This window comes from Trichodesmium erythraeum IMS101, assembly GCF_000014265.1.
Taxonomy (GTDB): domain Bacteria; phylum Cyanobacteriota; class Cyanobacteriia; order Cyanobacteriales; family Microcoleaceae; genus Trichodesmium; species Trichodesmium erythraeum.
Genome location: NC_008312.1, coordinates 410,671 through 425,110, shown reverse-complemented (window position 1 = coordinate 425,110; position 14,440 = coordinate 410,671). Strand labels below are relative to the sequence as shown.

The following is a 14,440-nucleotide window of genomic DNA, read 5'->3' as shown; positions in this document are numbered from 1 at the left end:
GTTTTTTATTTTCTATTATTTGATAGGACTTACGCACCAAGCTTCATATCTTGTAAGGGCGAATCGAAAATTGCTACTACACATGGGTAAGCTCTCATTGCAGAGAAAAGTAAATAGTAAGTAAGCAACTAATTATTCTACTCAATTACTTATTCCCTATTCCCTAATTAAATTCCCTTATTAAATAATTGCTAGCAGCAAAAATTCTAGAAAATTAACAAAGTAAACCCTCTAATGAAAAGAAATCTATCACACGGGGACAGGTTTCTTTTTTGATATGTACATAATTCTGCCACAAGTTGAGTTCACTATCGCTCAAGTAATTTTTCCAATCTCCTACAATTCCTTTGCGTATATGGGCTTTAGATGGGGTATTTTTATCACCAACTTCTTGAGAAACCAACATATCAGATAAGCTTCCATCTGGCTCTATATGTCCCTGATTGGATTTTTCTTTCATCTTTGTAAAATTTGTGGCTCTTGATATTTCTTCAGCATCATATGATTCAACCCCAATAAATTCAGCAAGTTTATGTATAGCTGAAATAGCATTATCTTTTTTCATTTCTTCATACCTTAAAAATAATACCTCAATTTTTCCTTCTTCAGAAGCTTTCAGAAATTCTTCATGATAGTCAAACCAGTCACTGCTCTCAAATTTTCCTTTTAGTGCTATTTTGGAAAAGAAATGATGCCAAGATCCGTTATAGTTAAAAACTTCTTCTTTTCCCCTAACATGATGCCATGCAGAAACAAATGTATCTAGAGGATGTCTTAAACATTGAATTATTCTTGCTGGTTGTTTGATTAAACCTACACTAGCGTGGGATTTAAAAAATCGTGGAGATGTAGCTTTTTCAAATTTTGAAAATATTAAACGCCAGTTTTCTGTACTTGCAGCCCTATCTAACCAAGGACAAAAATGTTCTGTACTAAAACCTAGTGAAATACCTTTTTCACTAACTTTTTTTACTAAATGTTCAAGTATTGACATAGTCCAAGTTGTACCAGACTTTGGATAGGTTGTTACATAAATATCACTATCCCTAGGTACAAAATGATTAAATACATTTTCTATTCCACTCTTCGTAATAAAAGTGGTAGTATAAAAATTTTCTATTGCATTTACATCAAATGAACGGGGTATACAGTTCATTTTTGGTTCAGAAGTTTGAGATAAATTGATAGACATAGTGTATCAGGATAAGTGAATTTGTTGACATCTTCAGTTTTAGATAATAATCTTAATCCTCAACTTAGCTGTTTAGCATTTAAACTATATCATAACTTACATAAAAAATAAATTTATACATTATTTATTGAGGTGAATTACTGTTAAAATATATTATATATAAGTAGGATTAATTTCAGAATTTTTGGCAAATTTTTGTAACTTTAAAAGCTCATTTTATGGCTTTATATTATAACAGCTTTAGTGTTATTTTGGCATTATTGTACTATATATTTTAGTTATAGATAAGTCTTACCTAAATATTTTTTAGCTGCTCTGTTTTGACTGCTTTTAACTTTTTATGGATTGGGTATTTATAACTAGATAACTGATAAAAACAAAAATAACTAAACTCACAATTGAACTGCTATAAAATACTCCTGCCATTCCCCCAATATAAAACATACTTCCTGCTAGAATTGGACCTAAAGTTCGCCCGAAAGATAAAGCTGATGAAGTAACTGCCATAAAACCTGCTCGATAATTTTCGGGAGATAATTGCCCTAATAAAGATTGGGTTGAGGGAACTAACATACCATGAGCTAAACCTAATAAAATGCCAGGAATAAATAACAGCCAAATATTATTTATTGTGGGAATCATTATAAAAGCAATACAATAAATAATAAATGAAATTTTTATCAGGGTCAGTTCAGATAGGTACTTGGCAAATATCCCTAATTGAGATGAAGCAAATGCTAAAAAAATACCTCTGCTGGCTAAAATAATTCCGATGACAATATAAGAAGCTCCTAACTGGCGATCGGCAAATAGAGGTATATAAGTTAAGCAAGGACCCAATGAAAATATAAAGTTTACAATAATTACTATTAATAAACTCCTAACTTGATAATTATTAAAACTTTGCCAAATATTTCTCAAATATTTTTTTAAGTTAAATGATTTTTGCTTAGGTATAGCTGGATTTTTTAAAGAAAATAAAATCCAAATACTTAAGGGAATAGCTATTAAATATAATAAGAAAGGATACCGCCATCCCCAGGTAGTTAATCCACTACTAATTAAAGGATAAATCACTAAACTAAGACCAACACTCATGGTCTTAAAAGCCATGGCTGTTGTTAGCAACTTACCGCTATAAAAGTCACTAATTAATGTTAAAGTTAATGACTCTAGTGGTGCTGCGCCAATTCCTTGTACAAAACGAAGCCCTATTAAGGTCTGAAAATTGGGAGCTAATGAACAAAGGGTTCCACTAATTGCAAATAAGATTAAGGCAGGTATCAAAATTTGTTTTCTGCCATAACGATCTGCTAATATTCCAGAGATTGGAGTACCTATAGTAATAGGAATAAAAAATGCTGAGATTACCCAACCAATATGTTCGGGAGAAATGTTCCAATTTTTAGCTATTGAAGGTAAAAGAGGGCTTATACCAGGACCACCTAAAATTGCCATTGAAATGATTCCAATAATAATCTGAAAATTAGAATCTTGATAAATTTTGATGGAGTTTTTTATGTTTTGAGATACTGTTTTTTTACTCATAATTAAACTATCTCATATTAAGTTTAGTTTTGATAGTTCTCTCAATTTTTATGGTTATTATTTTTTCTTTTATTGCTCTTAAGAAATAATTATGGTTTTTATGGTTTTCAGTTTTCTTGAGTTTCTGTTGGTTTGCTTTAGCTGCTGAAACTCAATAGATATATTTTTTAGTGCTATTTTCCCAAGTAGCGATCGCTCATAACTTCCCAGCTCTTTACTGAAAGCTCCCCCTCCCGTAGGTAAGCTTAAGCCCGCCCAACCCAACACAACCCAACAGATATATTTGGGGGTAAAATTTTCCCAAGTAGCGATCGCTCATAACTTCCCAGCTCTTTACTGAAAGCTCCCCCTCCCGTAGGTAAGCTTAAGCCCGCCCAACCCAACACAAGCCAACAGATATATTTGGGGGTAAAATTTTCCCAAGTAGCGATCGCTCATAACTTCCCAGCTTTTTACTGAAAGCTCCCCCTCCCGTAGGTAAGCTTAAGCCGGCGAAACCCAACACAACCCAACAGATATATTTGGGGGTAAAATTTTCCCAAGTAGCGATCGCTCATAACTTCCCAGCTTTTTACTGAAAGCTCCCCCTCCCGTAGGTAAGCTTAAGCCGGCGAAACCCAACACAACCCAACAGATATATTTGGGGGTAAAATTTTCCCAAGTAGCGATCGCTCATAACTTCCCAGCTCTTTACTGAAAGCTCCCCCTCCCGTAGGTAAGCTTAAGCCGGCGAAACCCAACACAACCCAACAGATATATTTGGGGGTAAAATTTTCCCAAGTAGCGATCGCTCATAACTTCCCAACTCTTTACTGAAAGCTCCCCCTCCCGTAGGTAAGCTTAAGCCCGCCCAACCCAACACAAGCCAACAGATATATTTGGGGGTAAAATTTTCCCAAGTAGCGATCGCTCATAACTTCCCAGCTCTTTACTGAAAGCTCCCCCTCCCGTAGGTAAGCTTGAGCCCGCCCAACCCAACACAACCCAACAGATATATTTGGGGGTAAAATTTTCCCAAGTAGCGATCGCTCATAACTTCCCAGCTCTTTACTGAAAGCTCCCCCTCCCGTAGGTAAGCTTAAGCCCGCCCAACCCAACACAACCCAACAGATATATTTGGGGGTAAAATTTTCCCAAGTAGCGATCGCTCATAACTTCCCAGCTCTTTACTGAAAGCTCCCACTCCCGTAGGTAAGCTTAAGCCGGCGAAACCCAGCACAACCCAACACCAGTTTTTTGTTCATCGGATGTTGTTATCACTCAGAATTTTCCAGTTTTTTTTCCTGTTCCCTAGGTTGAGCTGGGGAAACCCAACACCCCCAAATTTTAGTTGGGTTTCCTGGGGTCAAACCAACCTACAAACTGACTATCTCTCAAACTTCAAGTTTAGATCCAGAATGAATGAAGGAGTCTTTCACTATCAAAAAATGTACTGTTGTTCTTGACTTGCTGCTTCCGACTCAGCAACTGCTGCGGCAAATTCTGGATCTTGTTGTAAGTCTTCTGGAACTTCTATTGCTTCATGTAAACCAATAGTATTTGACCACTTGGTTTGACTATTCCATCTGACATTACTAAGGTTGGCATCACTGAGGTCAGCACCACTGAGGTCGGCATATCTGAGGTCGGCACCACTGAGGTCGGCATATCTGAGGTCGGCACCACTGAGGCCGGCAACACTGAGGTTGGCACCACTGAGGCCGGCATCACTGAGTTTGGCACGACTGAGGTCAGCACCACTGAGGTCGGCATATCTGAGGTCGGCACCACTGAGGCCGGCACCACTGAGTTTGGCATCACTGAGGTTAGCACCACTGAGTTTGGCATCACTGAGGTTAGCACCACTGAGGTCGGCATATCTGAGGTCGGCACGACTGAGGTCGGCACCTATGAGGTTGGCACCTATGAGGTAGGCACCACTGAGGTCGGCACTTATGAGGTAGGCACCACTGAGGTCGGCATATCTGAGGTTGGCAACTATGAGGTAGGCACCACTGAGGTCGGCATATCTGAGGTCGGCACCACTTAGAAACTGACCTACTGTTTCCCAAAACGCACCAACTCCTAAACATTGACTATAGCCAATAATTGTTAACAGTTTTAGAGCCTCAAAATTTTCACTACCATGTTGACCGCAAGGATAAAAACGCAACTGCTCCCGCAACTCCTCCTGAGACTGCCCATAACGATCCAGCTCAAACAACAAAATAATCACATTCAACCCAGTATAAATATCCACTTGGCGTTGCCCAGACTTAATACGCCACTGCTGCAACTCCCTCGCCTTTTTCTGAGGTAAAGTTTCCTCCGTCGCCTCAATAAACTTCCCATCACACCAGTCTAGATAAAACTCATGTAAGCGCTCAAACAAAACCACCAGCTTTGCTTCACTTTTCACCAACAAAGCCATCAAATACTCCACAACTTCCACGGTTAAACCCCCATAACCAAACAGATCGTAAACCTGCCATACCAACTCCTCATCAGAAACAGAGTAACTAAACTTGCGTCCTTTCTTAGTTTTCTGCGTAAAATATTCCAGACTTTCTGCCATCCGTTTTGCACAGAGAAACTCACCAAAACTCTTATGAAAAAACTCCACCGAATTTTCTGCCCCCGTTGCCGACTTCAAATAAAAAGCAGCCAAAGCATTTTTCAACCCATCCTCCCGCTTATCTTCCCTAGCATTTTCAATTAACCGCTTTAACTCCTTATCTCCCTTTTTCACCAGCCGCTCCTCGATCATTTCTATAGCAGCATATTCCCCACCAGACTGCACCACACACAACCCCGCCTCTGTCAATAAAACCTCCAGATCTTCTGGCTCCAACTTCGTAATTTCAAGATTAATATTTTTACCCTCTTCTACCCGCTGTTTTTCCAGTACCCACTCCAACGCCTGCTCATAAATTAAAACCTTTGTCTCACCAACATCAGTATTAGCAAACATCTCTACCTTTAACTTCCCACCCCTGTGCATTGAAGCCAGCAAATACAACAAAAGAGGTTCCCGCGCCAACTCGTTAACCTGCTCCGGACATTGTTCACTCCGTAAAAACTCCCCAAACTTTTCTGTTTCCTCATCCCCCACCACCGTCCGCCACTTCTCAAACCACTGTCCCTGGATATCATCATCCATCGGCAAAATACTCACCCGCTCCAAATTAGGAGGCATCAACCTTTCAATACCATAAAGCGCCAAAGGTCTACCCGTGATCAAAACCCGATGACCGCGCTCCTTATTTTCCGCTGCCTGTTTCTGAAACTGTGCTACCTGATCTAAAAACACCTTCAACTCACTGCTTGCCCCCCGCTCCAACAACAACTCATCAAACCCATCCAGCAAAAACAGAAACCGAGTATTCCGGTCTGTCAACCAGCCCCCATCAATTTTCACAAAATCGTAATTCACAGCATCAGCCAGAGTCTGATCAATATTTGCTGCAAAATTTTTCACATCTCGCAACCGGATCAAAATAGGGGTATAGATAGGATGTAGTTCCCGCCGCACCCAGTCAGCAAACATCCGGCAAAATACACTTTTTCCTCTTCCAGGCCCCCCTTGAATAAATAAAACCTGTTTATCTTTTTTATCTTTTTCCTCATTATTTTTCCGCGAATTTTCATCAAAATTTTCATCAAAGTGTTGAGGTAACAAAATTGTTTTTGCCCACTTCTCAATATTCTGAGATTCAGCATTTTTATCAACCTCTCCATCGGACACAGACTCGACCTCAAGTGGTACATAAATATCCTGAAAAGAGAAACTTTCATCAAATACTTTTTCCTCTGGCAGACGAGCAACTTTATTTTTCAAATACCCATCAACACTCCCATAAACCTCCAAATCTTGCTGCCAGCCATACCCATAAATTCCCGCTAATTTTTTAGCATCATCCTTCACCTCTGATACCGCTTCTTTCATATAACGATGGGTACTGCGAGAAATTCTTTCAGTCACTATTTTCGCCGTTTTTTCATCCAAACCAGACTCTTTTAAGCGTGCCAATACAACATTATCAAACTTTTCTCTCAACGGTGAATCATAAAAACAAATCAAAGTATCCTTAGCATCTTGGCGATTAAAACCATCTTTACCCAACTTCTTAATCTGTTTTTTTACATCCTCCGAAGCCTCAGTGTCTGTGAACTGCTCCTTAATTTCTGGATGCTCTACAAAAAATTGTCGAAAACTTTCTAAAAAAGCCACCTGAACCAACAACTGCACCTCATCTTCCAAAGTAGGCTCCTGACGACTTTGTTTAACAATATAAGAAATAATTCCAGTTGCAATAGGCAAGAAAGGTACACTATCTCTAACAACACTTCCCAATGGAGAATTTAGTGCATCCAACAGAGATTCAATATTAATCTTTTCAATAGCAGACTTTAATTCCTGAGTATCCTTATATTTTTCTAGTGTCTCAGCTAATTTAAAAAGCGCCTTAACAAGGTTAGCCCCACCGTTAACAGTTTCCAACCCGAGAGATTTCGAAAAATCGTCCAACAGTTTAACAGCCATAATTGTTAAAAATATCAATGTTAATTAGAACAATTATAGCACTCTCAAATTTACATAAATTTTGCTGTCAGACAAAAAAACTAACAGGCTAGACATAAACCTAGAATATCAAATAAATATCTAGTTATGTCTAACCTGATGTCATTAATTTTTTATTGCCAATTACCCCTATTAGCCCTCCATAAACAGACTAACTGATACATTGACTTTAGGTAGATAGGCAAAATTACATCATTCCCATACCAGGCATACCCATGCCGCCCATGCCGCCCATGCCGCCCATGCCGCCCATGCCGCCCATGCCGCCATCCATATCAGGAGCAGCACCTTTCTTCTCAGGCTTCTCAACAACCACAGCCTCAGTAGTTAAGACCATACCAGCAATAGAACCCGCATTTTGCAACGCAGAACGTACCACCATCGCCGGGTCAAGAATACCAGCAGCAATCAGATCTTCGTACTCGCCAGTTATCACATTGTAACCAACACTAAAATCAGTAGAACGTACTTTTTCTACAATTACCGAACCCTCTACACCAGAGTTATTAGCAATTTGATTTAAAGGTGCTTCTAAAGCACGTCTAACAATATCAGCACCAATTTTCTCTTCTTCATTATTGAGACTACCTTTTAGCTCCTCCACTTTAGTAGACAAGTGAATCAAAGTAGTACCGCCACCAGGGACAATACCCTCCTCTACAGCAGCCTTTGTCGCATTCAAAGCATCCTCAATGCGTAACTTCCGGTCTTTAAGCTCAGTTTCAGTAGCAGCACCAACCTTAATGACTGCCACCCCACCAGCTAACTTAGCAATGCGCTCTTGTAACTTTTCTTTATCATAATCAGAGTCGCTTTCACCAAGCTGTTTGCGAATTTGAGCGATCCGCTTTTTAACTTCCTCAGCCGTTCCCCCATCAGCAACAATAGTTGTGTTATCCTTGTTAATAGAAATTTTGCGACCAATACCCATCATATCTAGGTCTACCATCTCTAGACTCAGACCAACCTCTTCCGAGATGAGTTGACCACCCGTGAGAATAGCAATATCTTGGAGCATTGCCTTACGGCGATCGCCAAAACCAGGAGCCTTCACTGCAGCAACATTCAGTACACCCCTTGCTTTATTAACCACCAAAGTAGCTAAAGCTTCCCCTTCAATATCCTCAGCAATAATTAATAAAGACTGACCAGCACGAGCAACTTTTTCCAGTACCGGTACCAAATCTTGAATAGAAGAGATTTTCTTATCAGTAATTAAGATGCGAGCATTTTCAAAGTCGACTACTAACCGTTCTTGATCAGTCACAAAATAAGGAGAAAGATAACCGCGATCAATTTGCATTCCTTCCACAACCTCTAAGTCTGTAGAAAGAGACTTAGACTCTTCAACAGTAATTACCCCATCCTTGGTAACTTTATCCATGGCCTCAGAAATCATTCTGCCTACCTCTGCATCACCACCTGCAGATACCGTAGCAACTTGAGCGATCGCTTCTCCCTCTACCGGTTTAGCAACTGTTTGTATTTCTTTCACTAGCAGACTAACAGTTTTCTCAATCCCTCTACGAACTGCCACTGGGTTCGCACCAGCAGCTACGTTTTTGAGGCCTTCTTTAATCATAGACTGAGCTAAAACAGTAGCTGTAGTTGTGCCATCTCCAGCAATATCCTTAGTTTTAGACGCCACTTCTTGAATTAATTTAGCCCCAGTGTTTTCTAGAGGGTCTTCCAGTTCAATATCCTTAGCTACTGTAATACCATCATTAACAATTTGGGGAGCGCCATATTTTTTCTCTAGTAATACATTTCTACCCTTTGGGCCCATAGTAATTCTGACCGCATCAGCTAGAGTATTGATACCTCGTTCTAGAGAGCGTCTGGACTTATCATCAAATTCTACAATTTTAGCCATATACTTTTTCCTATTACTTCCAAATAAAAATTTAGCACTCTATACAATAGAGTGCTAGTTAGTGGAAACCGTACATTTAAAAGTCAAAAGTCACAAATTAAAACTCAAAAGTCGCAAAAATCCTGTAACTGAGGGGTGAGAATTATGGGAAATACCAAGTATAATGAGATACAAATATTAGAATTGTTAGCTGTAGAAAAAATTAAAATTCTCAAAAGCTCATTCTATAAAGTTTTTAGGATTTTATTCTTAAAAGCATTCCTAAAGCTGAAATTGTTTTGGGTTTAAGGAATTTTTTAGGCTTAATTCCCCACAACCCTATTAATAATCAAACCTTTGTAGCGTTCATACATCGCCAGATATAGCTGTAGCTCACCCATTTCGGAAATCCCCCGTAAATTCCTTTGTTAGAAGAATAGCTGTAACTCACGCCTTTAAGAAGAACAGTATAAATTCAGTACCTAAAAACCATAGTCACCATAGTTCTATATATAAAGCAACTAGGAAATATTAGCTTTGATACTTCATAAGTACCTCAGCAAAATTATTTACCCATTGTAATTATCTGTACTCTGTAGAAGGCAAATAATTAATTTTATACAAATTTGTATAAACGTGTAATTAATTTTGCATGAATATTAATTACTTCTGTATTTTAACTATTAGGTTTACCAATAGATAAAGTCTCAAGCATCCCCTCTTAAGAATATAAAAAAAGGAAAATTCAAACTTTATAGCCTCAATTATGAATGTATAAAGACATAGTAAGCACTCAATATTAACTAGGCTTTCGTTTCACTCCAAACATTCTTTCAAAACTCATCGCTGCCACACCAATAATTACCAGTATTATCCCAAAAATCTCTTTTACTCCTAATGCTTCTCCAATAGTAAAAAGGGCAATTAAAGCAGTTAAAGGTGGACCCAAAGTACCCATAATAGATGCTCTTGCCGCTCCAGCAAATTTAATAGCAAAACTATTTAATACATAGCTAGAAATGGTTAAAACCCCTAAAATAATACTAATAACAATTAAATTAGACCACAGACTAGGATCAAAATTAGCAGACCATTCTACAGGTTTAGGCATCATCATTCCCAAAGCCGAAAATACAAAAATTCCAGCAAAATTAATTAAACTAAAAGGAATAGGATGAAGCTTTCCTGCTGACATTTGTGTTAGTAAAATATATCCAGAAAAAGTAATACTAGCAGCAACTCCAGCCATAACTCCTGGTTGATAATTACCAACTCCACCAGGAATAACTAAAATTCCTCCCAAACCAATAATAACCATCGCACAAATTCTTAAAACAGAAGGGGAATCACCAAATAATCCCCAAGATAATAAAACAGTAATAATTGGATAAATAAAGAAAATTGTCATGGCAATACCAGTAGGTATATTACCAATAGAAATATATATTAATACCTGAGATAAAAACAAAAAGAAAGCACTACCAATAACTTTCCACCATAACGAAAAATTTTTGGATTTGATTAAATGCTCAATATCACTCCAAACAGCAGGATAAAGAAATGTCGCAACCAAAGGCATCAATAACATTACTACCCCTTGCCGTAGTAATAAAATTAACAAAGAATTCCAAACATCAGGATTAATTAATCCTGATACTGAAAATAAACCACCGAAAACTTGATATGGTTGTGGTGGTGTATTGAAAACTATCTTTACACAAACATTAAATAAAGATAGAACTGCTGCTGAGAGCAAAGCCAAAATTAAACCTATCTGAACTTGAGAAGGAGACTTTTGAGATTTTGCAGTAGATTCAGGTTTGCTTATTTGTGCTATTTCTGGGGACTCAATAGGAGTTGATATTTCACTAGAAGCATTATTTAATGAATTCCTGGGATCAGACTGAAAAGTTTGAAAATTTCGTGATAAAACTACATTATTACCTTCTAGTTGTCCCTGAAGACGACTGAGCAAGGTTTCTAAAATCACCTCACTCTGCTGTTCCATACCACGCATATTATTTAGTTGCACACAAAGGTCACTTTCGTAACTATCCAACTCCTTTTTTAGAGTATCAAATGTTCTGCTCAAAGTAGCAGACAAAGAAGAGCCCAACTCATTAGCAGATTCATAATAGTTATCTGGAGAATTAGTCATTGGTAACCCTCCTCCTGAAGAAACACCTTGTTGTAATCCTGGGTCAACACTCTCCTTTAACTCTTTAATTTTATGGCCTAACTGTTTTTGTAAATTATTTGCCAGTACTTGGGCCAGTTGTTTCAGCCATAATTGTTGCTGGGCTATTTGTCGTTGAGAAAGAGATTCCAGTTGTTGAACTTGCAACTGTTCATATTGCTTTCTTAATTTATTAACATCCTCATTGAGCTGTTCTTTCTCAGCTCTTAATCTACTTACATCTTGCCCTAACTGATGTGTCAAATCTTGACGAAAATTGTCCAAGTCTTGAATCACTAATTTCAGGACTTCTTCTGCTGTATGAGGAGTTGAAGCTCCTTGATTTGAAGGTTGAGTATCCATTTTCCGTTCCATCTTTGCTAACAATAGCTCACAATACTTTTATTGCTCCATCCTAGAAGTCTCAGCAACAGAATATCAATATTGAACTGAGTGCCAAACTATAACAGAACTTAGTACAGATTAATGACTATTACACCATAAATTCCTACTGTGACTAAATCTGATAGTTTGAGAATGTCCTAAGCACCTCAGCGACAGCTATTAATAATGCCTATAAAATAACGAATAATGTCCCATTTTCATCGATTTGACTTTTATGTAGCTGAATTTGCCCAGGATTTTTGGGACATATAGTTAATTGAGAGAGCTAGCAGTTTCTCTTTTAACTTAGTCGGGCTTAACAAAAAAATACTTCCTTTAACAAGACTAAAAACTTAAACAGTAATGCTTAAATGCTTCAGTAGAATATTCTTAACATACAAAATATTCCAAATTAATGTAGCCCAATGAATATATAATAATTATTATATGTCCAATATCCAATATCCTAATCATCTCTTTATCCCTACTCTTTACTCCCTAACCTTTGATCTATAATATATAGATTGTCAGATTAAAAAAGTATTATGAAAGCCCAAGAAATAATTTCCTCAATTGAAGCTGAAGAAATAGAAAAATTAAAGCAAAACTCGAAAAAGAAAATTCCTCTACTCTATGTAGGTGACACAGTCAAAGTCGGAGTCAAAATTATAGAGGGAGGAAAAGAACGAGTTCAGCCCTATGAAGGAACTATTATTGCCATGCGGAATGGAGGGATAAACGAAACTATTACAGTTCGTCGTGTTTTTCAAGGTGTAGGGGTCGAACGGGTATTTTTGCTCCATTCTCCCAGGATTGCTAATATTAAGTTGATCCGTCGAGGTAAGGTGCGTAGAGCCAAACTATACTACTTGAGGGGTCGTGTTGGTAAGGCCACTCGTGTCAAGCAAAGATTTGATCGTTCTTTATAGTTTCAAAAAGAATCTCAAAAATTTTTCCCCATTTTCTCAAAAGTTATGTTATAATGAAAAAAGTGAGGTTGCTTAGATTAAATCTAATCACCTCTGATATGCGCTCTTAGTTCAGTTGGTAGAACGCAGGTCTCCAAAACCTGATGTCGGGGGTTCGAGTCCTCCAGGGCGCGGTGAATTAATAAAAAACATAAACAGTATAGACATTAAAGTATAGGGCAAAGTATGGGAAAAAAATATTCTCTGCTCTACTGGCTCTATTGAATTTTCCCTATACTTTTTTAAGGGAAACTTTGACTTTAATTCTGTCGCCAAAAATTATGCTATAATTTTCGATAGTAAATTCTAAGCATAATGAAGTGCAAGTATTAAACATACTACTTTTGTAGCCCAGGCATATTGCCTACTACAACTATAACTTGGTCCCGTGAACGGTGGAATAACATCACAAACTTAGGGGGAAGATAAATTATTGTGGTAAAAAAAGAGGGGATAAAAGTACAAGAAGATAAAGAAGGTTTAAGTCCTGTAACTTTTTTCCAAGAAACAAAAGAAGAACTAGATAAAGTAGTATGGCCAAGCAGAGAACAATTAATCAGTGAATCTGTAGCTGTACTATTAATGGTTATTCTATCAGCAACAATCATTTACCTAGTAGATGAGTTTTTTAGTTGGGGAGCCCAGGTGGTGTTTGGATGAATTTATCTTTAGAAGAAACACAACAGACAACACAATTAGACCAAGGAGAAGAAAAAACTACAGAGTTTGCTAAAGGAGAATTGCGATGGTACGCAGTACAAGTCGCTTCTGGTTGTGAGAAGCGGGTTAAGACTAATTTAAGCCAGCGTATTCAAACCCTTGATATTACAGATAAAATATTTAAAGTAGAAATACCTCACATAGCTGCAATTAAGCTTCGTAAAGACGGTAGTCGCCAACATAGTGAAGAAAAAGTTTTTCCTGGGTATGTATTGGTACAAATGAAGCTAAATTGGCATGAGGAACAGAAAGAATGGAGAATTGATGATGAGGCATGGCAAATAGTCAAAAGTACTCCAAATGTGATTAACTTTGTAGGAGCTGAACAAAAGCGTCGCTATGGAAGAGGTCGTGGTCATGTTAAGCCATTACCTCTAAGTTCTTCAGAGGTGGAGAGGATCTTTAGGCGAGCTCAAGAACAAGAGCCATATTTAAAAGTAACAGTGGCAGAAGGAGACCATATTACAGTTCTTTCAGGGCCATTTAAAGACTTTGAAGGTGATGTGATTGAGGTCAGCCCAGAAAGAAATAAATTGAAGGCGCTACTATCCATTTTTGGACGTGATACGCCAGTAGAATTAGAGTTTAATCAGGTAGAAAAGCATAAGTAATGGCAAAAAAAGTCGTGGCAGTTATAAAGTTGGCTATTACGGCAGGAAAGGCTAACCCTTCTCCGCCCATTGGTCCAGCTTTAGGTCAACATGGTGTAAATATTATGGCGTTTTGCAAAGAATATAACGCCAAAACAGCAGATCAAGCTGGTACAGTGGTACCAGTAGAAATCTCAGTTTATGAAGACCGTAGTTTTACTTTTGTCTTGAAGACTCCGCCTGCAGCGGTATTAATAAAAAAAGCAGCAGGTGTAGAAAGTGGTTCAAGTGAACCAAACCGAACAAAGGTAGGCTCTATTACGCAAGCTCAACTCCAAGAAATCGCACAAACGAAAATGCCAGACCTCAATGCTAACAATATTGAAGCTGCAATGAAAATTGTGGCAGGTACAGCAAGAAATATGGGTATTACCATCAGTGATTGATGA

15 protein-coding genes and 1 tRNA gene are annotated in these 14,440 nt (G+C 38.0%); 5 read left to right on the top strand and 11 right to left on the bottom strand.

Annotated features, from left to right (window positions below; translation table 11 throughout):
* Positions 1-214: 214 nt before the first annotated feature.
* The 11 genes from TERY_RS01260 to TERY_RS01235 all read right to left on the bottom strand — a co-directional run bounded on the left by TERY_RS01260 (position 215) and on the right by TERY_RS01235 (position 11,692).
* A complete protein-coding gene (locus TERY_RS01260) occupies positions 215-1,192 on the bottom strand; it encodes a sulfotransferase domain-containing protein (protein ID WP_011610152.1) in 978 nt (325 codons plus the stop codon).
* 330 nt (positions 1,193-1,522) lie between these two features.
* On the bottom strand, positions 1,523-2,740 hold the full coding sequence (locus TERY_RS01255; RefSeq protein ID WP_011610151.1) for an MFS transporter: 1,218 nt from the start codon (positions 2,738-2,740) through the stop codon (positions 1,523-1,525).
* A 78-nt stretch (positions 2,741-2,818) separates the two neighbouring features.
* Positions 2,819-3,007, bottom strand: a complete 189-nt coding sequence (locus TERY_RS34335; protein ID WP_196797190.1) for a hypothetical protein — start codon at positions 3,005-3,007, stop codon at positions 2,819-2,821.
* Positions 2,986-3,126, bottom strand: a complete 141-nt coding sequence (locus tag TERY_RS32000) for a hypothetical protein (protein ID WP_155994217.1) — start codon at positions 3,124-3,126, stop codon at positions 2,986-2,988. Before TERY_RS32000 ends, TERY_RS34335 begins: the two co-directional genes overlap by 22 nt.
* On the bottom strand, positions 3,105-3,245 hold the full coding sequence (locus TERY_RS34330) for a hypothetical protein (RefSeq protein WP_196797189.1): 141 nt from the start codon (positions 3,243-3,245) through the stop codon (positions 3,105-3,107). The genes TERY_RS32000 and TERY_RS34330 overlap by 22 nt, the downstream gene beginning before the upstream one ends.
* A 97-nt stretch (positions 3,246-3,342) precedes the next feature.
* The gene (locus TERY_RS34325; RefSeq protein WP_196797188.1) at positions 3,343-3,483 is read right to left on the bottom strand and encodes a hypothetical protein; all 141 of its coding nucleotides are present in this window, start codon (positions 3,481-3,483) and stop codon (positions 3,343-3,345) included.
* A 66-nt stretch (positions 3,484-3,549) separates the two neighbouring features.
* Positions 3,550-3,840 (bottom strand): hypothetical protein, encoded by a 291-nt coding sequence (locus tag TERY_RS01250; RefSeq protein WP_044136273.1) that lies wholly within the window; start codon positions 3,838-3,840, stop codon positions 3,550-3,552.
* Positions 3,819-3,959 carry a hypothetical protein gene (locus tag TERY_RS31995; RefSeq protein ID WP_155994216.1) on the bottom strand — a complete coding sequence of 47 codons (141 nt, stop codon included), beginning with the start codon at positions 3,957-3,959 and terminating at the stop codon, positions 3,819-3,821. The genes TERY_RS01250 and TERY_RS31995 overlap by 22 nt, the downstream gene beginning before the upstream one ends.
* A gap of 201 nt (positions 3,960-4,160) precedes the next feature.
* Positions 4,161-7,247, bottom strand: coding sequence for a pentapeptide repeat-containing protein (locus TERY_RS01245; protein WP_370496391.1), 3,087 nt, complete (start codon positions 7,245-7,247; stop codon positions 4,161-4,163).
* Between the two features lie 241 nt (positions 7,248-7,488).
* A complete protein-coding gene (gene groL / locus TERY_RS01240) occupies positions 7,489-9,174 on the bottom strand; it encodes a chaperonin GroEL (protein ID WP_011610149.1) in 1,686 nt (561 codons plus the stop codon).
* A 778-nt stretch (positions 9,175-9,952) separates the two neighbouring features.
* Positions 9,953-11,692 carry an EamA family transporter gene (locus tag TERY_RS01235; RefSeq protein ID WP_155994215.1) on the bottom strand — a complete coding sequence of 580 codons (1,740 nt, stop codon included), beginning with the start codon at positions 11,690-11,692 and terminating at the stop codon, positions 9,953-9,955.
* Between the two features lie 566 nt (positions 11,693-12,258).
* Between TERY_RS01235 and rplS the strand changes: the two genes are divergently transcribed.
* From rplS to rplK, 5 genes are all read left to right on the top strand, one after another.
* Positions 12,259-12,642, top strand: coding sequence for a 50S ribosomal protein L19 (gene rplS / locus TERY_RS01230; RefSeq protein ID WP_011610147.1), 384 nt, complete (start codon positions 12,259-12,261; stop codon positions 12,640-12,642).
* A gap of 100 nt (positions 12,643-12,742) precedes the next feature.
* A tRNA-Trp gene (locus tag TERY_RS01225) sits at positions 12,743-12,815 on the top strand.
* 301 nt (positions 12,816-13,116) lie between these two features.
* On the top strand, positions 13,117-13,341 hold the full coding sequence (gene secE / locus TERY_RS01220) for a preprotein translocase subunit SecE (RefSeq protein ID WP_011610146.1): 225 nt from the start codon (positions 13,117-13,119) through the stop codon (positions 13,339-13,341).
* Positions 13,338-14,012 (top strand): transcription termination/antitermination protein NusG, encoded by a 675-nt coding sequence (gene nusG, locus TERY_RS01215; protein ID WP_011610145.1) that lies wholly within the window; start codon positions 13,338-13,340, stop codon positions 14,010-14,012. Before secE ends, nusG begins: the two co-directional genes overlap by 4 nt.
* Positions 14,012-14,437 carry a 50S ribosomal protein L11 gene (rplK, locus tag TERY_RS01210; protein ID WP_011610144.1) on the top strand — a complete coding sequence of 142 codons (426 nt, stop codon included), beginning with the start codon at positions 14,012-14,014 and terminating at the stop codon, positions 14,435-14,437. The genes nusG and rplK overlap by 1 nt, the downstream gene beginning before the upstream one ends.
* Positions 14,438-14,440: the final 3 nt, after the last annotated feature.